The sequence below is a fragment of the uncultured Helicobacter sp. genome (assembly GCF_949282165.1).
GTDB lineage: Bacteria > Campylobacterota > Campylobacteria > Campylobacterales > Helicobacteraceae > Helicobacter_F.
Map to the genome: position 1 here is coordinate 89,116 of NZ_CASDOV010000001.1, position 22,166 is coordinate 111,281.

Consider the following 22,166-nt stretch of genomic DNA (forward strand, 5'->3'; position numbering starts at 1 on the left):
GAGAGAATGAAAAAGCTATTTTTGATAATCGGGGCGCCGGGCAGCGGCAAAACCACAGATGCGCAAATCATCGCACAAAACAACGCCGATACGATTGTGCATTATTCCACGGGCGATCTTTTGCGCGCAGAGGTGGCGAGTGGCAGCGAGCAGGGCAAGCTCATCGATAGCTTTGTGAGCAAGGGCAATCTCGTGCCACTAGAGATCGTCGTGAGCACGATCATAGGAGCGATCAAAAACGCTCCCAAAGATGTGATCATCATCGATGGTTATCCGCGCAGTGTGGAGCAGATGGAGGCGCTAGATTCACAACTGCAAGGGCAGAGCGATGTGGTGCTAAAAAGCGTGATAGAAGTCGAGGTGAGCGAGGAAGTGGCGCGCGATAGGGTGCTAGGGCGCGCAAGGGGTGCTGATGATAATGTCGAGGTGTTCAACAACAGAATGAAAGTCTATCTCACGCCGCTAAAAGAGATCAAGGCGTTTTATACAAAGCACAATCTTTTGCACAAAATCAATGGCGAGCGCACGATAGAGGCGATTGTCGCTGATATGCAAAGCTTTATTTTGCAACGACTCTAAACTTAAGGAGCAAATAATGAATCTAGAAAAAATCGCTATTGGTTCTAATCCCGATGCTATCAATGTCGTGATTGAAATCCCCTATGGCTCAAATATCAAGTATGAAGTCGATAAAGAGAGTGGCGCGGTAGTCGTGGATCGCGTGATGTATAGCGCGATGTTTTATCCAGCAAATTATGGATTTGTGCCAAACACACTCAGTGATGATGGCGATCCTGCCGATGTGCTCGTGCTCAATGAATACCCGCTGCAGGCAGGAAGCGTCATCAAAGCGCGGCTTATTGGCGTGCTCATTATGGAAGATGAAAGCGGAGTGGATGAGAAGCTCATCAGCGTGCCGGTTTCTAAAATCGATCCGCGCTATGACAGGATTCAGAGCTTGCAGGATCTGCCACAAATCACGCTAGATAGGATCAAAAACTTCTTTGAGACTTACAAAACGCTTGAGCCAAACAAATGGGTGAAGGTGAAGGACTTTAAAGACAAGCAAGAAGCCCAGCGCATTTTGCAAACCTCCATCGAGAATTACAAAAAGTAACAATTTTCTTAACCTTTCAGCCCTTGCTCACTAGGGCGCGCAAAGAGCCTCTGTGAGCAAATCCCCGTGTTTTAAGAGGCTTTTGCTAACCCCTCTGTTTGCTTGCTTACGCCAAATCCCTTCTATATCTCCCCATTCGCCTATGAGTTTAGAATCTTTAGATTCTGTAATTAACTTCTTTGTCCTATAATGTAAGCACCTTTGGAAGTCAAGCGGCTTTCGAGTATTTCACACAAGGAGAGAAAGATGGATTTCGCACAATTCATAGAAGAATACAACAAACTCAAGGCAGAGCGGCAGGAGCAGGGCATTCCGCCATTGCCGCTGAATGTCAAGCAAGCGCAGTGTGCTATTGAGATTTGCAAAAGCGCAAATGCGAGCGCAGAGCAGAGGGCTTTTGCCAAAGAATTGCTCATACACAGAGTAAATCCCGGTGTCGATGACGCAGCAAAGCTCAAGGCGGAGTTTTTTGCCGAGATTCTAAAAAGCGGCAAGGAGCAGACATTCACACCGCTAGAGGCGATCAAATACCTCGGGACAATGCTAGGTGGCTACAATGTCAAGCCTTTAATCGAGGGGCTCTCTCTAAGCGACGCTGCTTTAGCCAAAGAATGCGCAAACGCCCTCAAGCACACACTGCTCGTGTATAATAGCTTTGAGGATATCACCAAGCTTAGCGCGAGTAATGCCCTAGCCAAAGAGGTTTTAGAATCTTGGGCAAATGCGGAGTGGTTTTTGCAAAAACCTGCCCTGCCAGAGGTGATCAAGGCTTGTGTGTTTAAAGTCGATGGCGAAACCAATACCGATGATTTGAGCCCAGCGGGCGATGCTTTCACGCGCAGCGATATTCCATTGCACGCCAAAGCTATGCTAAAAGCGCGCATAGAAAACTTTGAGCAGAGAATCCAAAATATCAAAGATGTAGCGGCTAAAAACGATGCGCAAGTAGCGTATGTCGGCGATGTGGTGGGGACAGGAAGCTCGAGAAAATCTGCGTGCAACTCTGTGATGTGGCATTTTGGTAAAGAAATCCCTTATGTCCCAAACAAAAAAGGTGGCGGCGTGATTTTGGGCGGCGTGATCGCACCTATTTTCTTTGCGACTTGTGAAGATTCAGGGGCGTTGCCTATCGCAGTAGATGTGAGCGCGCTAAATGAAGGCGATATCATCGAGATTCACACACAAAAGGGCGAGATTATAAAAAATGGTAGCGTGGTGGCTACATTCGAGCTAAGTCCGCTCACTATCAGCGATGAAGTGCGCGCAGGAGGCAGAATCTCCCTCATCATCGGACGCAACCTCACTGCAAAAGCGCGCGATTTCCTCAAACTCCCTCCAAGTGATGTGTTTAAAGCACCTAAGCAGCCAGCCCAAAAGTCTTGTGGATATTCTCTCGCACAAAAAATCGTAGGGCGTGCGTGCGGAGTAGAGGGCGTGAGACCGGGCACATACTGCGAGCCCAAAACCACGACAGTGGGCAGTCAGGACACCACTGGTCCAATGACGCGCGATGAGATCAAGGAGCTTGCGGCGATTAGTTTTGGCGCGGATTTTGTGATGCAGAGCTTTTGCCACACTGCAGCCTATCCCAAGCCCTCTGATGTGAGCACACACGCGACGCTACCAGAATTTATCTCCTCAAAGGGCGGCGTGGCATTGCGTCCTCGAGATGGTGTGATCCACTCTTGGCTCAATAGATTCTGTCTGCCCGATACGCTCGGCACTGGTGGGGATTCACACACGCGTTTTCCTATTGGCATTTCTTTCCCTGCAGGGAGCGGGCTTGTGGCGTTTGCGGCGGTTACGGGCACGATGCCTCTTGATATGCCAGAATCTGTGCTCGTGCGCTTTAAAGGCAAGCTAAATCCGGGTATTACCTTGCGTGATTTGGTAAATGCGATCCCCTACTATGCGATCAAACAGGGACTTTTAACCGTGGAGAAAAAGGGTAAGAAAAATATCTTTAGCGGCAGAATCTTAGAGATTGAAGGGCTAGGGGATTTGAAAGTCGAGCAGGCGTTTGAGCTAAGTGACGCGAGTGCAGAGCGGAGCGCGGCGGCGTGCAGCGTGCGACTAAACAAAGAGCCCATCATCGAGTATCTCAACTCAAATATCGCGCTTATTGAGGCAATGATCAAAGATGGCTACCAAAACGCCGATGCGCTACGCAGACGCGCACAAAAAATGCAAGAGTGGATTGACAACCCCGTGCTTTTAGAGCCTGATAGTGATGCGGAATACGCAGCAGTGATTGAGATTGATCTCGCAGAGATTACAGAGCCGATTTTGGCATGCCCCAACGATCCTGATGATGTGGCAACCCTTGGCGAGATCCTCGCAGATCCTAAGCGTCCTAAGACTATCAATGAAGTCTTTATCGGCAGCTGTATGACAAATATCGGGCATTTCCGCGCCTTTGGCGAGATCGTCAAAAACGAGGGGCAGTCTAAAACACAGATTTGGATAGCACCACCCACCAAAATGGATGAAAAAGAGCTCAATCAAGAGGGATATTTCTCTGTGTTTGGCGCGGCGGGTGCGCGTATGGAGGTGCCCGGCTGCAGTCTGTGTATGGGTAACCAAGCACGCGTGAGGGATAATGCAGTGGTATTCTCGACTTCAACGCGTAATTTTGATAATCGTATGGGCAAGGGCGCGCAAGTGTATCTAGGCAGTGCAGAGCTCGGCGGTGTGTGTGCGATACTAGGGCGACTGCCAAGCGTGGAGGAATACCTCAATCTCGTGCCTAATAAGCTCAAAGGCAAAGAGGACAATGTCTATACCTACCTAAACTTCGATAAAATCGAGGACTTCGCACTTTAGCACTCGTCTATGAAGTAAGAGATTTACTCTCTTACTTCGCAAAAAAGTGCTATTTCATCACTCAAACTTAAATCAGTAGCTTTCACGATTTTAAATGTATAACCAAGATTCCAAGATTCTATCATTGGTTTAATATCAAAAAAATCACTAGCTTGATGATAGATACTAATAAGCATAGCAGGTTTTTGCTCGGCGATTGTCTGCCTTGCACCTTTGAGAAACTCCTGCTCAAAGCCCTCAATATCAACCTTGATAAAACCCACTTGTATATTACGCTCACGCACAAATGAATCTAGTGTGATAATCTCTACATCGTGTGAAGCAGTGCGATTATCAAAGACGAGACTAGACGCTCCCCCATGCACACTGATTTGCCCCTTTGAGGCACTCGCACCTAGGGCTTTTTTGATAGGGATAATGCGTGTGGTGTTGTTAAGCTCAATAGTTTGGAGCAAAAATGCGTAGTTCTCATTTGTAGGCTCAAAAGCATAGATATGTCTATCGGTGTATTTTTGGAAAACCAACGCGCTATCGCCCACGCACGCGCCCACATCGATAATGTCTTTATTTTTCATTTTGGCAAGCGTGCTAGCCTCTAGCTCATCTAGGCTATGTTTGTGCCACAGGACGCTTATTTCAAAAAAATCGGTGGGTAGTAGATAATGCCCGTAGCGATAGGGCTTATACCCCAATTGTGCAATGTCTCCATAGAATCTTTGTCCGATTTGCTCTAGCTCCTCAGATTCTTCTAAGGTTATGTTGGTGTATATCTCTTTGCCCTGTGTGTAAGCTTCTTTGCAACGATTGAGCAGTGTATGCACTCTAGCCTTACTTTTATCGTCTAAGTTTTTACAAAGTTTTTGGATTTTTTCTTGCGTTTGTGAATCTAGCATAGCCTTGCCCAAGCTACGGCTTGCGTCATTAACTCGCAATCCTAGAGGGAATTGTGCGGTGTGAGTGTAGAGGGTTTGTCCAAAGACTTTATAGCTTGTTACAATAGCCCCCCCCCTTCGTGCCCATATACAGATTCTTGATGCGCGAAAACACAGACTGCTTCCATAAGACAATCTCGATCCTATAACCTCTAGGGTGGTATATGTTTCCTTCTTTTTTGATGACACAGATATCCATCGTTTAAGCTCCTTGTTTGTGGTATTAAAGGGTTTGATTATAATACAAACTTGAGTGTTTGTAAATATGTAGATTATTTGATGATAAAGCTCTCTCCAAATGTTCAAATAATTTATGAAAACTGTAATTTTCAACTTTTTTTATACACCCACTGCCCTATCTGATTATGGCAAATTTCCCGCAAACTTGCCTGATGATATTGCTATAATTACCAAAAACCAAAAAGAGTCGCAAATGAAGCCTATCTACCAAAGCCTTGCGTGGTGTGTGGCGCTGTGTGTTTTTGCGGGCTGCTCTAGGGAATATCTACAAGAGCAGGATTATCTCGCGCATCATTCTTTAGCAAGTATCACGATGCTAAAGCCAAGCACCTCAGATACGCGAGATCCCAAGCACCCTGCCGCCAACGCTCAATCCACCCACCCAAGCACGCTAGATTCAAACCCAAATCGGACAAAGGACGCGCCTATGCCACACACTCCCTACCCAAACCCTCCAGCACCCGCGCTCACGCTGCGCAAATTCGCTCTTGCCAAGCCAAAAGCCAAGCAGATTTTGCACAAAAATACTCTCATTTATACCAACCAAAACCCCGAGGCTGCCCTACCCCCAAGCGTGAGTTTTGGCGATGTGCTGGAGTTTTATACCACGCCCGTGGCAAACGCCAAGCCACCAAAGCCCCTGCCTATGGCTAATGAGAGCTTCCATCATCTCGCCCACCTCCCCCAAAGCCCCAAAACCTCGATCGTGTGGCTAGGGCATTCCTCACTCTATGTGGTGCATAATGGGCTGCATATTCTCATCGATCCGCTTTTTACCTCCTACGCCTCGCCCGTGTGGTTTGTCAATCGCGCGTTCAAGGCGCACAAAACCTACAAAAAGGAGGACTTCCCGAGGATTGACATCGTGCTTATTACGCATTCGCACTACGATCATCTTGATAAAAAAACGCTCAAATCCCTTAAAAGTAGCGCGTCGTATTTCATCGTGCCACAGGGCAGCGCGCAGATTCTCATCAAATACAAAATCCCGCGCGAGAAAATCATCGAGCTTAATTGGTGGGAGGGCGTGCGGTCCGCTGCCCACAGCCTGCGCATTACCGCCACTCCAGCCCAGCACAACACAAAACGCCTAGGCTACGCAGCAAACACGAGCCTATGGGTGAGCTATGCCCTAGAGCTCGGGGATAAGAAGGTATTTGTGAGCGGCGATGGTGGGTATTATACGCATTTTAGGGAGATTGGGGAGTTTTTTGGCAGTTTTGACCTTGCACTGCTAGAAAATGGACAATACAACAAGGCGTGGCAATACTCGCACTCTTTCCCCGAGCAGACGATACGAGCGGCACAGGATTTGAGGGCTAAAGTCGTGCAGCCCATACATTGGGGGCGATTTAGTGCTGGCACGCACGCGTGGAATGAGCCTGTGGATATCCTCAAGCAGCTCGCACAAATCGCGGGCATTGGTTATAATGCCCCACAGATTGGCGAGGTGTATTACCTTGGCGATGAGCCCAAAAACACGCTGTGGTATAGGTTTTAGTCAAAAGTCTAATCGCCTTTTGTGCGTGGGAAAATGGCTCTTTTGCTTTCACTCCTCCCTTAGCCAAAGCGGGTAGTCATCGCGCAGATTTGGCGGGCTTGGGAGTGCTCGCTATCCTTTTAGAATCCAAAGATTCACAAAAGCAAAATACAGAATCTAAAGCATTTATAGAATCTAGCCCAATAGATTCAGAATCTAGGGGGAGACATAGAAGCTAGTTTCAATGCTTTAGATTCAAAATCAGAATCCACCTCCATAGAATCTAAAACAATTACAGAATCTACTACTTTAAAAAAACCTCATCAAGGCTTTGCCAAATACAATTAATGGGCGCGATAGCGCAATACCGAGCAGAATCTAAAGATTTAGAATCTTTAGATTCTGCTCGGCTCGTGCTTGCGCACGCACTATTTATCTTATTTGGCAAAGCCTTGGTAAGAATTTTGGCGTTGTGGATTGTGTAATTGCTCAGATTCTGTATTTTGCTTTTTCTTTTAAATCTTGGTTGGATTTTTGGGAGTGGATTGCGTAATGACTTGAGAATCTGTGGAGCTAGATTCTGTGTTTGGGCTCGCCCCTTGGCATTTTAAGATTTACGAGAGAAACTGCATTTGCTAAAAAACTACACTTTGCGCACAAGCCAAACTCCCTTGTCGTGGCAAGCCCAATGCCCTGCAAAAACCTAATACGAATGCCCCTCCAAGTCCTTATCCGTGAGCTTTTGGGCATCCATAGCGCGCCACACATACACGATATAGGCTAGCACAAATGGTATCACCAAGCTCACATACGCCATCACACTAAGCGTGTAGTAGCTCGAACTCGCATTAGCGATAGTAAGCGAGCTCTGCAAATGCGAGCTAGAGGGATAAAACGCGCTCCTCCCAAGCCCCACATTCAAAAACACCGCCATCACCGCTAGCACCACGCCCGCACCAAGCGCGAAAATCCCCCGCGTGCCCTTGATACTCTGATAAATCCCCGCCAGCACGCCACACACGCCAAGCAGTAGCAGGATAAGAATGAGCGGGTTTTGCACAAAATTGTGAAAATACAGATGAGGCACCATCTCCACCACGCCATTTTCACTCACTCCAAAGCCGCTTTTGAGACAAATCCACGCCAAAAATCCCAAGAAAAACGGCAAGAAAAAAATCGTGTTGATGAGGATATCCCTGCGCGCCCTGTGGCGTATAGAATCTAGCCCAATGGCGTTGATAAAATAACTATCAGCTAGGATTCTGCTCACAAACACGAGCGCAAAGCCAAGCAGGTAGTTAAAGGGATTTTTGAGCTGCTCTAGCCCGCGCCACTCCCCCTCCCACACGACGAAATTTTGTGAATCTAGCCTAAAGGCTGAACCACTAAAAAATGTGCTTACCGCCACGCCTATGAGAAACACGCCCAAAATCCCGTTGATTTTTAAAAACACCTCATAGGTTTTTGCGCCCAAGAGATTGCCCTGCTTTTTGCGATACTCATAGCTCACCGCCTGAATGATAAAGCAAAACAAAATCGCTAGCCATACCCAATACGCCCCGCCAAAGCTCGTGCTATAAAAGAGCGGAAACGCCGCGAACGCCGCCCCGCCAAAGAGCACCAAAGTCGTGAATCCAAGCTCCCATTTGCGCCCAAGGCAAGTGATGAGCAGGGTTTTTTCCTCCTCATTGCGTGAGAGCCTATCGATAAGCCCCTGCCCGCCCTGCACAAAAAACATAAACACGAGCAAACCGCCCAAAAGGCTTTGTATCACCCACCAATACACTTGCAAATCGCTATGACTTAAGCCAAAAAACATCATCGCTCCTTTGTTGGTTTTGCGCTTATTGGTTTTGTGTTTGAGCGCGCGCCAGATTCTGTGCCAAAGTCTGCGCTAAAATCCGTGCCAAAGCCCTTTTTTATCTGCCTAGCCATAATGCCTAGCTCGGCGATGAGTAAAGTGCTAAAAAGCGCGAGAAAGATAAAAAAGGAAACCTGCACATTGGTGTGCGAGAGATTTGTCGCGGCGATATGCACGGGCATAAGATCCTGTATCGCCCATGGCTGCCGCCCCACTTCAGCTACGATCCACCCAGCCTCCGCTGCGATATACCCAAAGGGCACAGCGATGACGCATAGCCACAGAATCTTCTTAAAGCGCGTGATATCATTTGCCATTGAGAGATAGAGCACCACGATAAAGAGCACAAAAAACAAGCTCCCCAACGCCACCATAAGATGGAAGCTATAAAAGGTTATGGCAATAGGCGGCACGGCTTGCTCGCTAGATTCTAAATACCCATAGCCAAAGTCTTTCATATGGGATTGTAAGATACTCCTATGCTCGCTCATCGCGATTGTGTCGCCCTGCTCTTTAGCGAGTTTGTAGCTCTTTAGTGCCTCAAGCGCGCGCTTGCCATTTGCTATGCGCGTATCTAGGGGCACGATACCGTGCTCCTCATTGCCATAAAGCAAGTCGTTTATCCCCGCGACAAAGCCCTGTGAATCTCGCTTGCCAAGGATTGAGAGCGCGTAGGGAATGCTTATGTCAAAAAGAAAGGTAGGTTGCGCATCTCCGGGCTTTTTGTCGGGATTGAGTATCCCAAAGGCTACGAGTGAGGCTCTGTGCTCGCCCTCATAGATTCCCTCCATAGCTGCGAGCTTCATAGGCTGCTTTTGGGCTACCTGATACGCACTCTCATCGCCGCTAAAAAACAAAAATATCGAGGTAACAAAGCCAAAGCTCGCACCGATGATGAGGCTCTTTTTTGCCGCGAGAGTGTGCCTGCCTCTAAGTAGATACCACGCGCTCACGCCCATCACAAAGAGTGCGGAGATCACATAGCCGCTCGCCACTGTGTGTAAAAACTTCGAAACCGCCACGGGCGAGAGGACGACTTCTAGGAAGCTTGCCATCTCATTGCGCGCGGTATCGGGATTAAATATCGTGCCCACGGGGTATTGCATCCAGCCATTTGCCACGAGTATCCAAAACGCGCTGAGATTGCTCCCAATGGCTACAAGCCAAGTGGAGATGAGATGAAAGCGTTTAGAAACCCTATCCCAGCCAAAAAACATCACAGCAAAAAATGTCGCCTCCAAAAAAAACGCCACAATCCCCTCAATCGCCAAGGGCGCGCCAAAAATATCGCCCACAAACCACGAGTAATTCGCCCAATTCGTGCCAAACTCAAATTCCATAATGATGCCTGTCGCCACGCCGATAGCGAAATTTATCCCAAAAAGCGTGAGCCAAAATTTGGTGATAGTGCGCCACTCCTCTCGCCCCGTCCTCACATAGATACTCTCCATAATCGCCACGATAAACGAGAGCCCCAAAGTCAGCGGCACAAACAAAAAATGATAAATCGCCGTGAGCCCAAACTGCGCCCTACTCCAATCAACGCTAAGATCCATACTCCCTCCTATTTGTTGTGTTTCTCTTGTGTGAGATTTTGCAGCACAAACGCGCTTTTTGCCTGCGCGCTACCAAAATCACGCAAGCCCCCTCCATAGATAAAGACTTTAATAATGGCAAAAATCACTATGAGCTTGATAACAATCACAAGCCACAGCGTTTTGCCTAGCTTCATATTTTTAAACCCATCGCGATAAAAGAGAAAGATATTTTTTAGCATTCTAATGCCTCCTTGTGAAGTTTGTGAGATTCTAACGCCGCAAGCATAGGCGCAAATACAGCCCCATATGCTCAATCCTCAAAAACACTCCTATCCATAATCCCCCTAAGTGTGAAAAAGCTCACGATACACATTATCACGCACAAGCACACATACAAAAACACGCCTAGATACAGCCACGATGAGGATTGTGGCATAAGCTCATACATCTTAAACACCGCCATCACTACCGCAGCACTAGGGAAGGTAAAAGCCCACCACGAGAGGAAAAACTTGAGCTTTAAAAAACTCTTATACAAAAAGAAAAACAAAAACACAAAAAAGAGCATAACGCTAAAGAGGAATTGTGCGAAAAAATCATAGCCCTCAAGCTTGATATAGGTGCTAAAGCCCATACTAGGCGGTGCGAGCATAATAAAAAGCGTGGGGATAAACTTTTGGGCGAGCTGATCGTGGAAGAGGATTCTATAAAAGATGATGATAAAAAGCACGAGATAAAAAAACATCGCAATATCAAAGTAATACCACAAAAATCCAAACTCACTTTTCCCCGCTGCCACCACGATGATATTGCCCACTATGGGGATAAACCACGCGGGGTTAGAGTGCTTAATCTCCATATTGTTGCGTATCCAAAAAGCAACCACATAAAAAGTGAGAAAAGTCTGCAGCACGAGCCCAGAGAAAAAGAGCACATCATAGGCAAGCGCGTATCGCTCAAAAAGCTTGGCAAGGAGCAAAAGCGAGATAGAAAAAGTCGCAAAAAAATTAATCTTTATGGGGTGGTGGAGCTCGGCTCGCACAGATTCTATCGCACTTAAGATTTTAAGCCCATAGCAGAGCACAAAAACCACAAAAAGCCCCAAGCACACCCATCGCAAGGCTTCAGACACCATAAACGCGACATTACTCTCTACAACCACACCTAGCTCCAAAGTCGCTAGGATAAACCCACACAGCCCCATAATAACGGCAAAAAACATAATGGGAAACTTCTCAAACATACCCAACTCCTTGAGGCAAACACCATATAAAGCGGATTGGATTATAGCATTATTCTTATGCTTTTTTATATCAATCAGCTACCCATAAAGGCCGAGATTATCACACAATCGCGCGTGTTTAAAATCTCATTACAAATTTACAAATTTTCTTAAAATCTATCCCAAAGAGCTTGTCCCTAAATGGCGGATAGCGTAGCGCAATCTCAAAATGATTTTCTAGCACGCTTTTTTGATGGGTAAAAGTCCTAAAGCTCTGCACGCCATGATAGCTTCCCATACCGCTACTGCCAATTCCACCAAAGGGCAAATGCGGATTTGCCACCTGCATTACGCAGTCATTGACACAGCCATTACCAAAGCTGAAATTTTGTAAGAAAAATTCTCTCTCTGTAGAATCTCGCGTAAAAATATAGCTTGCCAAAGGCTTAGGGAATTGGGCACTAAAGACAAGACATTCAGAAAGCTCCCTAAAAGGCATAATGGGCACAATGGGCGCGAAAATCTCTTCTTGCATGAGAGGGTGTGTCCTATCACGCGGGAGGATAAAAATCGTGGGTGCGACATAGAGGGATTTGGCGTCTAGCTCGCCACCGAGGACTAATTTTATAGAATCTGTCTTTGGCACATTGCGAGCACTCGTAGGGAGCGAATCCATATATTCCAAACTCCGATACATAAGAGATTCTATCCGTGCGAAGTGGCGCGCACTGATGATGCGCCCAAAATTCTCACTCTGCTTTGGATTTTCTCCAAAAAATTCCCTAATCCATTTTTTAAGAGCCTCTACAAACTCCTCTAGCACGCATTCTTGCACGAGTAGATAATCTGGTGCTATGCAAGTCTGCCCAGCATTGAGGAATTTCCCCCACGCTACTTTTTTGGCAGCACTCATAATGTCCGCGCTCTTTGTGATGATACAGGGATTTTTGCCCCCTAGCTCTAGCACCACAGGCGTGAGGTGGGCAGCTGCCTTTTGCATTACGATCCGCCCCACAGGCACGCTACCAGTAAAAAATACCAAATCAAATTGCTCTTCAAGCAGAGATTCACTCACCTTGCTATCTCCTAGCACCACTTGTGCGAGCTTTGGCAGTGATTCACTAATGATGCGCATAAGCAATGCTGAAGTGTGCGTGCTGTATTCTGAAGGCTTTAGCAGGACGCAATTACCCCCAGCGATAGCACCAATAAGCGGAATTAGCGAGAGATTGAGCGGATAATTCCAAGGCGAGATGATGAGCACGAGTCCGTAGCTTTGTGGGTAGATTCTACTCTGTGAGCCAAAATGCGTAAGCGGGGTTTTGACTTTCTTGGGGCGCATAAGTTTGGGCAAGTGCTTTAGCATAAACTCTAGCTCTTTATAGACTTGGAGCAATTCTGAGAGGAAAGATTCACTAGGATGCTTGTGGAGATCTTTTTGCAGTGCCTCTAGGATTTGGGGTTCATACTTTTGGAGGGTTTTTTTGAGGCTTTGGAGCGCCTCTGTGCGCTCCTGCAGTGGTTTATAAACCTTGCTATATTCACGCAAGGGGGCGAGCTTATTTGCCAACATACACTTGGCGCGGGCGTGTGATACGTGTGGTGGGATCTTTGACATGCTCGATGAGCTGCGCGCACCAGCCCGGCATCCTACCTATGACAAAAATCGGCGTGAAAAGCGATACAGGGATTTTGAGCGCAGTGAGGATAATCCCGCTATAAAAATCCACATTTGGATACAAGCCTCGCGCCTTAAAGTAGTCATCACTTAGCGCGACTTCCTCGAGTTTCTCGGCGATATCGCTTAAGCGACGATCCATTTTGATACCTTTTTTGTCTAGCTCGTCTTTGAGATTTTTAATCGTCTTGGCGCGTGGATCGTAGCTCTTATACACCCTATGGCCAAAGCCCATTAGCCTAAATGGATCGTTCTTATCCTTTGCCCTCTGAACAAATTTTGCCACATTATTGACATCGCCAATCTCATCGAGTTGGACTAGCACCTTTTCGTTTGCTCCGCCGTGTGCCGCGCCCCATAGCGCGTTTATCCCCGCAGAGATCGCAGCATATGGATGCGCGCCCGTCGAGGCGACATTGCGCACGGTGGTAGTAGAGGCGTTTTGCCCGTGATCAGCGTGGAGGCTAAAAAGCTTGTCGAGTGCCTCCACTTCTAGCGGTGTGATTTCCTGCTCGCCTTGTAGTGTGTGCTTTAGCTTGCCGTGTGGGTAGGCGCGCAGCATATAGAGGAAGTTCTCTACATACGAGCGATTGATATCTGGATAGATAAATGGCGCACCCACGGAGTTGCGATATGAAAACGCTACAAGAGTCGTGATTTTGGCGATGATTCGGCGCGCCATTGTTTGATAATCCTCTTCTTTTTGCATATCTCTGTGCTCAAAGTAAAATGTCGAGAGTGCCGCCACTGCTGAGCTTAGGTTTGCCATAGGGTGGGCATTATCAGGGAATGCTTGGAAGATATTGACAAGTCCCTCGTGCAAAAAGCCCCTATGGCGCAGCTCCAAATCAAACTCATCAGACTCGCGCTTATCCTTAGGCAGTGAATCTGTAATGAGCAGCTTGCACACATCGGTAAAGGAGTATTTCTCCACAATGTCCTCAATCGGGATACCTTTATAGAGCAGTTGGCTATTTTTGCCATCTATGTAGCTTATCGTGCTTTTGCACCCTGCAGTGCTTCCATAGCCCGGATCGTAGCTAAAGATATTGGTGCGCTCAAAGAGCTTAGAAAAATCCACTGCCTGCGGTCCGCGATTGCAATCGATGAGCTCAAACTCAAAGCTTTCGTTTGTTTGGTTGTTGGTGAGAGTGATTGTTCCCATAAGTTACCTCCTAATTTTAGTGTTTGTGCTTAAAGTCTTACATAAGTTTCTAAATAGGAGGTTAAAAGATTTTTAAACTTATGCGCAAGTTTTTCAAAAAGTAAAGCTTTGGTTTTGCGTGTGTTATAATTACACAATTTATACAAAGGGCGGCGATGGTAAGAGCGTTTTTGTTGTGCATTGTGTGTGTGGCGCATCTTTTGGCATTAGATTCACTAAAAATCGTGATGGTGGGCGACGCGCTGCTGCACAAAAGCGTATATGAGGACGCGCGCACCGAGAGTGGCTTTGACTTCTCGCCTATGCTAGAGCCCATCGCCCCGCTTCTTTTGCCCTATGATGTGCGCTTTTACAATCAAGAGACGATTTTAGGTGGCAGCGAGCTTGGGCTTAGCACCTATCCAGCGTTTAACTCCCCTCAAGAATTTGGCGATTCTATGCTCGCACTAGGCTTTAACCTCATAAGCCTAGCTAATAACCACACGCTTGATAAGGGCGAGAGAGGCGTGCGCGCAATGCTAAAATATTGGCGCGCTATGGAATCTAAAAGGAGCGATCTACTCACTGCTGGGAGCTATGAGAGTGCGCACTCTCGCGCCACGCCGCGCATAATGCACAAAAATGGCATAACCTACACAATGCTCGCCTACACCTATGGGACTAATGGTATCCCGCTCCCCAAAGGCAAGGAATACCTCGTAAATGTCTATACCAAAGAGATGCTACTAGAGGACATTAGAGCCGTGCGCCCTAAGGTGGATTTGCTCATCGTCTCAATGCATTGGGGGATTGAGTATGAGCATAGCCCGAGTGAGGAGCAGCGCGATCTTGCGCGCTTTTTGGCTCAAAATGGCGTAGATATCATCATCGGCAACCACCCCCACGTGATTCAGCCCATTGAAATCATCGATAATGCCTTTGTCGTGTATAGCCTAGGGAACTTCCTCTCGGGGCAAAGGGGGCTAGCCAAAAATATCGGCGCGCTTATTGGGCTTAGTTTGCATAAAAATAAAGAGGGCAAAATCGTCTTTGATGATATCCAATCCGAGCTCATCTACACGCACTCTACGCAAGGCAAGCACTTCCGCCTTTATCCATTTAGTAAGCTTGATAACTCGCTCCTACCAGAGTATAAAAAAATCGAGCGAGACTACAACGCCATTTTGTTCTCAAACTTTGCCCACAAGCCCGCCAAGCAGAGCAAAGCACCCAAGCCATAAACCACATAAGGAGATTCTATGCCACCACGCCATCTAATCCGCACGAGCGACTTTAGCACTGCCGAGATTCTCACGCTCTTTGTCAATGCCTTGCATTATAAGCAGCTCCTAGCCTCCAAAACCCCCACGCACCACCCCCTAAAGCACAAAAATGTGATCACGATTTTTTTTGAAAACTCCACGCGCACCCTCTCAAGCTTCGAACTAGCGGTAAAAAACCTCGGGGGCGATATCCTGCGCCTTGATGTCTCGCGCAGCTCGACTTCTAAGGGCGAGACGATCTCTGATACCGCTGCCAATCTCAACGCGATGAATCCAGACGCCATCATCATACGCCACAAAAACGCGGGCGCGGGGTATTACCTAAGCTCGCAAGTCAATTGCCCCATCATCAATGGCGGCGATGGCGCGCACTCCCACCCCACCCAAGCTCTGCTAGATTTGCTCACTATCATCGAGCATTTTGGGCTTGAGGAGCTACTCGCCACGGAGGGCAGGAGCGATATCGCCCCCATCGCGCCCCTAGATTCTATACGGGGCAAAAAAATCGCCATCGTGGGCGATGTGATAAACTCGCGCGTGGCAAATAGCAATCTCGAATTGCTCACACGCTTTGGTATGGAAGTGATTTTGGTAGCACCGCCGCACTTCCTGCCTCAGAGCGAGCTGCGCACGAGCGATGATTTGCGCACAATCGCCAAGGAAGTCGATGTGATTATGAGTCTGCGCACCCAGACAGAACGGCATAACCAAGTCATTTATGGCTCGCTCAAAGACTACGCCTCGCGCTTTTGTGTTACCAAAGAGATTTTGGGAGATAGCCCCTGCATTATCCTCCACCCCGGACCTGTGCATCGCAATATCGATATCGATGATGAAGTGCTCAAAGATCCGCGCTCCAAGGTGCTCGAGCAGGTAACTAATGGCGTATGCGTGCGTATGGCAGCTCTTGATTTCCTCATCGCCTAGAGCCTATATATCATTTGATGCAAGTTTGCTAAGGCAAACTTGTTATCGGGGCTTGAGGCAGAGCCCCTCGCCCCTCCGCTGCGCGAACATACACTGCAATTTTTAGCAAGATTATAGAATCTCTTAGTGTAATCGCGTCAGGAACGCCCCTTGGGCTAGCGCATTTTCTATAAACCAAACTAGAGCCTATCATTTGATGCAATTTGCCTCTAGCAAATTGCTGCCGCTCGTGGGGAGTGAATCCCCACTCGCTCCGGCTTACGCGAGCATACACTGCCTGAATCTATCGTTTTGGATTGCTTAGATTCTATAATGTCGCTAATGGGCTTAGATTCTATAACTCCCCCGCTAGTGCGGCTTATGAGAGCAGTCCATTTTGGTAGAGCTTTACAAATTCCTTAGCGATACGCGGATTTTTGCTCCCCTTTTGCGTGGCGTAGTTGAGAGCTCTTTGTCGCAGCGTGGGCTCTAGCGCGCCAGATTCTATCCCTAGATAGTGCGCGATGAGATTCGCATACTCGCCACTGCCAAGCGTATAGAATCCCAGCGCGATCCCAAATCTATCGCTGAGCGAGATAAGCTCATCTTGCATATCGCTTAGGTGCATCGTGTCTTGGGCGTATTCCTCTAGCAGGAGGTGGCGTATATTAGAGGTGGCATAAAACAAAATATTGCGCGCCTGCGCCTCAAAGCCCCCATCTAGGATACTTTTTAGTGCCTTGTAGCTCTCATCGCCCCGCCCAAAGCACAAATCATCGCACATAATGACAAATTTATAGGGCTGAGTGCGCAGGAAATCCACCAAATGCGGCAAAATCGCTAGCGAGGGCTTAGGTATCTCCACCACGCGCAGCGTATCGCTAGAGTGCAAAAACTCGCACAAAACCGCACGCATACTCGAGCTTTTGCCACAGCCTCTAGCACCCCACAGCAGGACATTGCTCGCCCCTGCATTGTCCAAAAAGCTCTGTGTGTTGCCCCGCAGAGCGGTAATAATCTCACTAATCCCCACCAAATGTGCCGCCTCCACGCACTGAAATTCCACAATAGGGCGCAAAAATCCGCCATAGCCCTCAAACTCCCCGCGATACACGCACGCCTTTGTGCTGCTAAAGTCTATGTCAAAGTGTTTCATATCGCTCCTTTGTAGTGGATTGTGTGTTTTAATGTCAAAAAATCTTAACGAGGCTTTGCCAAATATAAATAGTGCGTGTGAGAGCACGATGCCTAAGCAGAATCTAAGGACTTAGATTCTGCCATTTTTGCAGAGTAAAAATCAAGCAAAAATATGTCGCACAAAGCGCAAACCGCCCCTTATTTTAACAACAAAACTTCTTTGAGAAAAATGCAAAAGTGTATTTTTAGATGATTTTATGGATTATGCGAGCTTTTTAGATTCTGAATCCAAATCCAAAGTGCCAAAGCTAGATTCTAAGCTTTCTTTAGATTCTGTATTTTCTTTAGATTCCGCATTTGGCTTGCCGGAAATTCTAGGATTGTGCGTAAGATTTGCTTGTTTTTGGAGTCGAGGCGAGGGAGCTACCTTGTCGGTAGTGACTGATGCCGAGCCGAACAAATCAAGCAAAGATTGCGTGCAAGCCGAATTTCTCGGACTTTTGCAAAGTCTCTTGCGTTCCCAATAATGCACTATACAAAACACCTGCCTATACACCTGCAACCCTAGCCTTGAGAGCTCGCGCGTGAGTTTTCTTATCTTGGAGGGTTTGAGTGCCTCTCTATCGGTGATATTTGTCTCTAGTGCCTCATTGGAGGCTAGCAGATAGGGCACACTGACAAAAATCCATACTTTGTGGATATAAAACATATCCATATAATCATCTACGGGAAACACCCACTTCTTAGCGTGAGCGAGGAATTTGCGCGCTGCGCTAGGGGCGAGGTAGTAGCCCTGCGTGCCGCCACATAGCTGCGTGGTAGAGTGGATATGCGGCGCGTGCGTGGGCTTGGAAGATTTGAGCACCCGCAGCTGCATAAGCCGCACATACTCATACCCGCTCTCTAGTATCTCTCGCACGCCTTGTGCGAAATGCTCGCTAAAGAGCACATCATCCTCGATGATGATGCAGGGCTTGGATTGATCCGCGCACCGCTGCCATAGGAGGTAATGCGAGGCAAAGCAGGCTAGCTCCCCATCGCTTAGCTCCTTGCCGCGTAGCCATAGGGAGAGCTTGCTATCATAATATGTGCTAAATCTCTTATGCTCTCCTGCCCTGCCATCGATAGCTTCAAAAAACTCAAACTCTAATATGTCTTTTAAGTGCGGGTGAGAATCTAGCAGCGCAGCGATCCGCTCGCACATACTTTCATAACGATCTTTGGAGCGTTTGAGGTTGATGATGTAGATTGTTAGCTTACTCATCAGCTTCCATAGATTCTATAATCTCCTCATAGAGCTCTAGGCTCTCTCTAGCGGCTTGTTCATCGATCTTGCTCATCACAAACCCGATATGCAGCAGCACCCAATCCCCCACCGCAAGCTCCTCATCGAGCAGATCCAGCCGCGCCTCGCGTTTGACACCCATCGTATCGACCATCGCCGTATTGCTCGCCCTATCGATAGAATCCACCCTAGAAGGTATCGCTAGACACATTTTCGCTCCTTATCACAAATTTCCTTATCACAAATTTTGCCAAAGCCGCGCGCCCCTCAAGCACGCTACACACGCCCATGCCCTGCCCCCTTAAGCGAGCAGTGCTTACGCACAAATCTCTACCATAAGCCACCTAAAAAATATGCGCGCTATAAAATCCCTCATCTCTGCAGCGCACAAAAAACTCCTTTATCGCCCCCACGCTCGCGCTATCCCTGCTATTTAGCAAAAATAGCGGCACATCTTTTTTGAGCCTCGATAAATCCTCCCTCACACGCTCTATACTAAAGCCAAACACCTCGCACAAATCCGCCTTAGACACCACCACGGCATCCGCGCACAGAAACATACTCGGGTATTTGAGGATCTTGTCATCGCCCTCGGGCGTGGAGAGAAACACGACATTGAGTGCCGCGCCCAGATCGTAGCTCGCGGGGCACACGAGATTACCCACATTCTCGATGATGAGATACTCATAGCTCCCCACATTACAGCACTTCCCTAGCTCCTCTAGCCCCTGCTCCACCATCGCCGCTTCGAGATGGCACGCCTCGCCCGTGGTTATCTGATACGCGCTCACGCCCTTTGCCTGCAGCCGCTCCGCGTCGCGATTAGTCTGCAAATCGCCCTCTAATACACAGAATCTAAAATCCTCAAAAACACTTAGAGATTCTAAAAATGTCGTTTTGCCGCTGCCCGGCGAGCTCATTAGGTTTATCACATACAGATTGTGCGCTTTGTAAAACGCGCGCAGTTCGTTAGCCTTTTTGTCGTTTTGTGAGAGTATGCGCTTGGCGACTTGGACGCTCTTAGGGCTTAGCGCGGCGTTGGATTCTAGTCTGTCTTGGCGCGTGGGCGTGGTTTGGGGGCTTATTTGGGGATTACTTTGGGAGTTTGCTTGCGGGCTTAGTTGAGAGTTTGTTTGAGGGCTTGTGTGCATACGCGCTCCTACCAGCTAAACTGCCCGCCGAGCTTGATTGCCATATAGTTTGAGACATTAAAGCCATAGAGCGTTACATTCTGCCCTAGCCCGTATTCTACCGCCACATCAAAAAACCCAAAGAGATTGAGCCCCGTGGTGAGGATCGCGCCCTCCCCTGCCTTGCTCTGCAAGTCTTTCATCGCACCTAGACGGAAATCCACGAATTTGAAGTCCGCGAGCACCCCGCCGCCTATCATTTGGCTTTTGGGATTGGTGAGCGATAGGGTGTTATTAGGCAGTATGTCCGCATCAAAGGCGAGCGTGAGGAAGTCTAGCAGCTCGTAGCTCACTCCCGCGCGAAATTGGCGGTTTAGCACCACATCCGCGCCATTTTTCATATTTATCGTGGGGGCATTGAGATTTTTTGCCACGAGCCCGATGTTAAACTTACGCAAAAACGAGGGTGTGTAGAGAATCCCCACATCGATACCAAAAGTCTGCTGCATCGTCATATCATTGATGCTTGGTTGCTCAAACTTGAGATCGCTAAAGCTAAGAGGCGTGCTATAGACATAGCCAAAGGCTTGGATAAACTTCACCGCGCCCCCGATATTGATATCTCCCGCGCCCGTGTAGATCGTATGCCCATAGCCCACGGGCACCTCGATGAGCCCTAGCGCGATGCCGTGAGGCGTGTGTTTCCCGCTAAGGATAGAATGATCGGTAAATTCGCTTGGAGGGTTACTGTTACCATTGCCGCCATTTATCACGCTAAATTCTAGTCCCCCATCAGTGGGCTTAGCTTCGATAAAATGGCTACAACCTGCCCCCGTGGCCATATCACTGCACCCACCGATACCGATGATTAGTCGCTGATGATTGGGGTTTATCGTGGCTGAGAGATTCACAAACATTTGCGGGAGCACCGCCACAGCCACCGCGCCGCGCCCGCTATCGGCTTCCTGCACGGTTACTTCGCCGATACCATCAGCCTCCACTTTCTTAGTGCGCTCCTTACCGCGGAATTGTATCACGATACCATTTTGGGAGTTTAGGCTAAAGTCATTGCCCTGCAAGGTGTTATTGAGTGTATCAAAGGCATCTAGGAGCTTATCTATATCAGAATCCGCCCCGCGCGGGATTGTGACAGTGCCTGCTGATGCGAGGAATTTTTCCATATTAAAATCCCCCTTGCCCACCTCTTCTATAATCTTTCCTATGTTGCTCGCATCAATCCCATCAAGCATGCCGGTAAGCAATGGAGGCGCACCCGCAGCCTCTGCCGCATCGACGAGCTTGTCTTTGAGTTTATTTTGCGCGTCTGTGTTGTTTTTTAAGGAACCGCCTAGACTTGAGAGGCTATCGCATTGTGTTGCGCCACTACCATTGCAAGTAATCCCCACTTGTTGTGCAAGACTTTTAATGTTTTCTTCGTTCACACTCCCATTAGCTCCTACCCCAAAGAGCTTGCCGAGTGCGCTTCCAAGCGCACCATCGATGGTAACGCTGCCATTGCTACCGCCTGTGCCGCCCGGTATCGTGATAGCTCCACCCGCGACACTCGCGCCACCTAGGAGCTTTTCATCAAGCGTGGTAGTGATTTGGCTTAGCTCCTCAAAGTCGATGGTGGCGAGCTGGAGGAGGTTTTGCTCTCTAAACTGCGCACCAAAGCTATAGCCCACTTTTGCGCGTCTATCAGCGCCTAGCAGAGCGGGATTGTAGTAGATGCCCCACGCAGAGTTTTTGAGCGCGACACCCGCACCGCCCATCGAGCTAGAGACTTGCCCCATAGAGCCAAATCCCAGCCCATAGCCCTGCGTGAGCGCGAGCACACCCACTAGCATACCAAGTCTTGTGATGTGTTTCATAGATTCTATCCTTGAGAAAGTCTTAAAATACACAAAGCGCGGGGATTGTAGTCTAAGTAAGATTAAATAGGGCTTAGGGGGCTTTCAATCCTTTTTGCTATCATCAAGGGCGACTTTGATCGCCATAGCGGGGATAAGCAACAATCCTAGCGCGATAATCCCAAGTGCGATATTTTCTAGCATTTACAACTCCTCTAGATTCTCTTTAGCAATGCGCTTATTAAGCAGATACGCAGCCACAAACAACCCTAGCAGTGATATGAAGCTACACACCATAAGCAGACTATGCGCTCTGTGTAGATTTGTAGCCAGCCACCCCGCGATAGCCAAAAATGTAGCCACCACAATGCCAAGCCAAAACTTCAAAAGCCCTATTTTTTCTTTTTCTCTATCTAGTTTGCTCATAGGCTTGATTGTAGCACAAAAAGCCTAAATGCAAAGAGATTTGTCTCTTAAAGACTGATTACGCCTAATGTATGATTAACCTTTTAAGCTATAATGCGCGCGTTTGTGGCGAGC

The 22,166-nt window shown here is 48.0% G+C and carries 22 protein-coding genes; 7 read left to right on the plus strand and 15 right to left on the minus strand.

Features of this window, described 5'->3' with window-relative positions:
• The first annotated feature begins 6 nt into the window (after nucleotides 1–6).
• The 3 genes from ACH2BK_RS00480 to acnB all read left to right on the plus strand — a co-directional run bounded on the left by ACH2BK_RS00480 (nucleotide 7) and on the right by acnB (nucleotide 3,940).
• Complete coding sequence (locus tag ACH2BK_RS00480) at nucleotides 7–579, plus strand: adenylate kinase (protein ID WP_394996017.1); 573 nt, start codon at nucleotides 7–9, stop codon at nucleotides 577–579.
• Between the two features lie 16 nt (nucleotides 580–595).
• The gene (gene ppa / locus ACH2BK_RS00485) at nucleotides 596–1,117 is read left to right on the plus strand and encodes an inorganic diphosphatase (protein ID WP_394996015.1); all 522 of its coding nucleotides are present in this window, start codon (nucleotides 596–598) and stop codon (nucleotides 1,115–1,117) included.
• Between the two features lie 246 nt (nucleotides 1,118–1,363).
• Complete coding sequence (gene acnB, locus ACH2BK_RS00490) at nucleotides 1,364–3,940, plus strand: bifunctional aconitate hydratase 2/2-methylisocitrate dehydratase (protein ID WP_394996013.1); 2,577 nt, start codon at nucleotides 1,364–1,366, stop codon at nucleotides 3,938–3,940.
• Nucleotides 3,941–3,963: 23 nt separating this feature from the next.
• On the opposite strand, the gene ACH2BK_RS00495 is transcribed toward acnB, so the two are convergent.
• Nucleotides 3,964–5,007 carry an FkbM family methyltransferase gene (locus ACH2BK_RS00495; RefSeq protein WP_395001674.1) on the minus strand — a complete coding sequence of 348 codons (1,044 nt, stop codon included), beginning with the start codon at nucleotides 5,005–5,007 and terminating at the stop codon, nucleotides 3,964–3,966.
• 298 nt (nucleotides 5,008–5,305) lie between these two features.
• On the opposite strand from ACH2BK_RS00495, the gene ACH2BK_RS00500 reads away from it, so the two are divergent.
• Both ACH2BK_RS00500 and ACH2BK_RS00505 read left to right on the plus strand, forming a co-directional pair.
• Entirely contained in the window at nucleotides 5,306–6,613 is a 1,308-nt protein-coding gene (locus ACH2BK_RS00500; protein ID WP_395001675.1) for an MBL fold metallo-hydrolase, read from the plus strand.
• A gap of 89 nt (nucleotides 6,614–6,702) precedes the next feature.
• On the plus strand, nucleotides 6,703–6,831 hold the full coding sequence (locus tag ACH2BK_RS00505) for a hypothetical protein (protein ID WP_395001676.1): 129 nt from the start codon (nucleotides 6,703–6,705) through the stop codon (nucleotides 6,829–6,831).
• A 65-nt stretch (nucleotides 6,832–6,896) separates the two neighbouring features.
• On the opposite strand, the gene ACH2BK_RS00510 is transcribed toward ACH2BK_RS00505, so the two are convergent.
• From ACH2BK_RS00510 to ACH2BK_RS00540, 7 genes are all read right to left on the minus strand, one after another.
• Nucleotides 6,897–7,040 carry a hypothetical protein gene (locus ACH2BK_RS00510; RefSeq protein ID WP_395001677.1) on the minus strand — a complete coding sequence of 48 codons (144 nt, stop codon included), beginning with the start codon at nucleotides 7,038–7,040 and terminating at the stop codon, nucleotides 6,897–6,899.
• A 255-nt stretch (nucleotides 7,041–7,295) separates the two neighbouring features.
• A complete protein-coding gene (cydB, locus tag ACH2BK_RS00515) occupies nucleotides 7,296–8,411 on the minus strand; it encodes a cytochrome d ubiquinol oxidase subunit II (protein ID WP_395001678.1) in 1,116 nt (371 codons plus the stop codon).
• Nucleotides 8,411–10,009: a cytochrome ubiquinol oxidase subunit I gene (locus ACH2BK_RS00520; RefSeq protein WP_395001679.1), complete on the minus strand. Its 1,599-nt coding sequence runs from the start codon at nucleotides 10,007–10,009 to the stop codon at nucleotides 8,411–8,413. The genes cydB and ACH2BK_RS00520 overlap by 1 nt, the downstream gene beginning before the upstream one ends.
• An 8-nt stretch (nucleotides 10,010–10,017) precedes the next feature.
• Nucleotides 10,018–10,230: a DUF4492 domain-containing protein gene (locus ACH2BK_RS00525; protein ID WP_394995998.1), complete on the minus strand. Its 213-nt coding sequence runs from the start codon at nucleotides 10,228–10,230 to the stop codon at nucleotides 10,018–10,020.
• Between the two features lie 71 nt (nucleotides 10,231–10,301).
• Complete coding sequence (locus ACH2BK_RS00530; RefSeq protein ID WP_395001680.1) at nucleotides 10,302–11,234, minus strand: SLAC1 anion channel family protein; 933 nt, start codon at nucleotides 11,232–11,234, stop codon at nucleotides 10,302–10,304.
• Nucleotides 11,235–11,352: 118 nt separating this feature from the next.
• A complete protein-coding gene (locus ACH2BK_RS00535; RefSeq protein ID WP_395001681.1) occupies nucleotides 11,353–12,786 on the minus strand; it encodes an aldehyde dehydrogenase family protein in 1,434 nt (477 codons plus the stop codon).
• Nucleotides 12,773–14,056 carry a citrate synthase gene (locus tag ACH2BK_RS00540; RefSeq protein ID WP_394995991.1) on the minus strand — a complete coding sequence of 428 codons (1,284 nt, stop codon included), beginning with the start codon at nucleotides 14,054–14,056 and terminating at the stop codon, nucleotides 12,773–12,775. Before ACH2BK_RS00540 ends, ACH2BK_RS00535 begins: the two co-directional genes overlap by 14 nt.
• A gap of 155 nt (nucleotides 14,057–14,211) precedes the next feature.
• Here ACH2BK_RS00540 and ACH2BK_RS00545 point away from each other — a divergent pair, with 155 nt between their 5' ends.
• Both ACH2BK_RS00545 and ACH2BK_RS00550 read left to right on the plus strand, forming a co-directional pair.
• Nucleotides 14,212–15,276 (plus strand): CapA family protein, encoded by a 1,065-nt coding sequence (locus ACH2BK_RS00545; protein WP_395001682.1) that lies wholly within the window; start codon nucleotides 14,212–14,214, stop codon nucleotides 15,274–15,276.
• Nucleotides 15,277–15,294: 18 nt separating this feature from the next.
• The gene (locus ACH2BK_RS00550; RefSeq protein ID WP_395001683.1) at nucleotides 15,295–16,245 is read left to right on the plus strand and encodes an aspartate carbamoyltransferase catalytic subunit; all 951 of its coding nucleotides are present in this window, start codon (nucleotides 15,295–15,297) and stop codon (nucleotides 16,243–16,245) included.
• A gap of 28 nt (nucleotides 16,246–16,273) precedes the next feature.
• Here ACH2BK_RS00550 and ACH2BK_RS00555 read toward each other — a convergent pair whose 3' ends face one another.
• From ACH2BK_RS00555 to ACH2BK_RS00585, 7 genes are all read right to left on the minus strand, one after another.
• A complete protein-coding gene (locus tag ACH2BK_RS00555) occupies nucleotides 16,274–16,423 on the minus strand; it encodes a hypothetical protein (RefSeq protein ID WP_395001684.1) in 150 nt (49 codons plus the stop codon).
• 180 nt (nucleotides 16,424–16,603) lie between these two features.
• The gene (locus ACH2BK_RS00560; RefSeq protein WP_395001685.1) at nucleotides 16,604–17,380 is read right to left on the minus strand and encodes a DUF815 domain-containing protein; all 777 of its coding nucleotides are present in this window, start codon (nucleotides 17,378–17,380) and stop codon (nucleotides 16,604–16,606) included.
• A gap of 243 nt (nucleotides 17,381–17,623) precedes the next feature.
• Nucleotides 17,624–18,625 (minus strand): glycosyltransferase family 25 protein, encoded by a 1,002-nt coding sequence (locus ACH2BK_RS00565; RefSeq protein ID WP_395001686.1) that lies wholly within the window; start codon nucleotides 18,623–18,625, stop codon nucleotides 17,624–17,626.
• The gene (locus tag ACH2BK_RS00570; protein WP_395001687.1) at nucleotides 18,618–18,857 is read right to left on the minus strand and encodes a HypC/HybG/HupF family hydrogenase formation chaperone; all 240 of its coding nucleotides are present in this window, start codon (nucleotides 18,855–18,857) and stop codon (nucleotides 18,618–18,620) included. Before ACH2BK_RS00570 ends, ACH2BK_RS00565 begins: the two co-directional genes overlap by 8 nt.
• Before the next feature lie 133 nt (nucleotides 18,858–18,990).
• Nucleotides 18,991–19,797, minus strand: coding sequence for a hydrogenase nickel incorporation protein HypB (hypB, locus tag ACH2BK_RS00575; protein WP_395001688.1), 807 nt, complete (start codon nucleotides 19,795–19,797; stop codon nucleotides 18,991–18,993).
• Between the two features lie 8 nt (nucleotides 19,798–19,805).
• Entirely contained in the window at nucleotides 19,806–21,647 is a 1,842-nt protein-coding gene (gene traF, locus ACH2BK_RS00580; RefSeq protein ID WP_395001689.1) for a conjugal transfer protein TraF, read from the minus strand.
• Nucleotides 21,648–21,830: 183 nt separating this feature from the next.
• Nucleotides 21,831–22,052 carry a hypothetical protein gene (locus tag ACH2BK_RS00585; RefSeq protein WP_395001690.1) on the minus strand — a complete coding sequence of 74 codons (222 nt, stop codon included), beginning with the start codon at nucleotides 22,050–22,052 and terminating at the stop codon, nucleotides 21,831–21,833.
• Nucleotides 22,053–22,166 lie beyond the last annotated feature (114 nt).

Bases quoted from the DNA above. Each gene is read 5' to 3' on its own strand.
- ACH2BK_RS00500 (WP_395001675.1), top strand. From the start codon at position 5,306: ATGAAGCCTATCTACCAAAGCCTTGCGTGGTGTGTGGCGCTGTGTGTT.
- ACH2BK_RS00480 (WP_394996017.1), top strand. From the start codon at position 7: ATGAAAAAGCTATTTTTGATAATCGGGGCGCCGGGCAGCGGCAAAACC.
- cydB (WP_395001678.1), bottom strand. From the start codon at position 8,411: ATGTTTTTTGGCTTAAGTCATAGCGATTTGCAAGTGTATTGGTGGGTG.
- ACH2BK_RS00530 (WP_395001680.1), bottom strand. From the start codon at position 11,234: ATGTTTGAGAAGTTTCCCATTATGTTTTTTGCCGTTATTATGGGGCTG.
- ACH2BK_RS00540 (WP_394995991.1), bottom strand. From the start codon at position 14,056: ATGGGAACAATCACTCTCACCAACAACCAAACAAACGAAAGCTTTGAG.
- ACH2BK_RS00570 (WP_395001687.1), bottom strand. From the start codon at position 18,857: ATGTGTCTAGCGATACCTTCTAGGGTGGATTCTATCGATAGGGCGAGC.
- ACH2BK_RS00550 (WP_395001683.1), top strand. From the start codon at position 15,295: ATGCCACCACGCCATCTAATCCGCACGAGCGACTTTAGCACTGCCGAG.
- ACH2BK_RS00545 (WP_395001682.1), top strand. From the start codon at position 14,212: ATGGTAAGAGCGTTTTTGTTGTGCATTGTGTGTGTGGCGCATCTTTTG.
- ACH2BK_RS00585 (WP_395001690.1), bottom strand. From the start codon at position 22,052: ATGAGCAAACTAGATAGAGAAAAAGAAAAAATAGGGCTTTTGAAGTTT.
- ACH2BK_RS00525 (WP_394995998.1), bottom strand. From the start codon at position 10,230: ATGCTAAAAAATATCTTTCTCTTTTATCGCGATGGGTTTAAAAATATG.
- ACH2BK_RS00520 (WP_395001679.1), bottom strand. From the start codon at position 10,009: ATGGATCTTAGCGTTGATTGGAGTAGGGCGCAGTTTGGGCTCACGGCG.
- ppa (WP_394996015.1), top strand. From the start codon at position 596: ATGAATCTAGAAAAAATCGCTATTGGTTCTAATCCCGATGCTATCAAT.
- ACH2BK_RS00565 (WP_395001686.1), bottom strand. From the start codon at position 18,625: ATGAGTAAGCTAACAATCTACATCATCAACCTCAAACGCTCCAAAGAT.
- ACH2BK_RS00560 (WP_395001685.1), bottom strand. From the start codon at position 17,380: ATGAAACACTTTGACATAGACTTTAGCAGCACAAAGGCGTGCGTGTAT.
- hypB (WP_395001688.1), bottom strand. From the start codon at position 19,797: ATGCACACAAGCCCTCAAACAAACTCTCAACTAAGCCCGCAAGCAAAC.
- acnB (WP_394996013.1), top strand. From the start codon at position 1,364: ATGGATTTCGCACAATTCATAGAAGAATACAACAAACTCAAGGCAGAG.
- traF (WP_395001689.1), bottom strand. From the start codon at position 21,647: ATGAAACACATCACAAGACTTGGTATGCTAGTGGGTGTGCTCGCGCTC.
- ACH2BK_RS00535 (WP_395001681.1), bottom strand. From the start codon at position 12,786: ATGTTGGCAAATAAGCTCGCCCCCTTGCGTGAATATAGCAAGGTTTAT.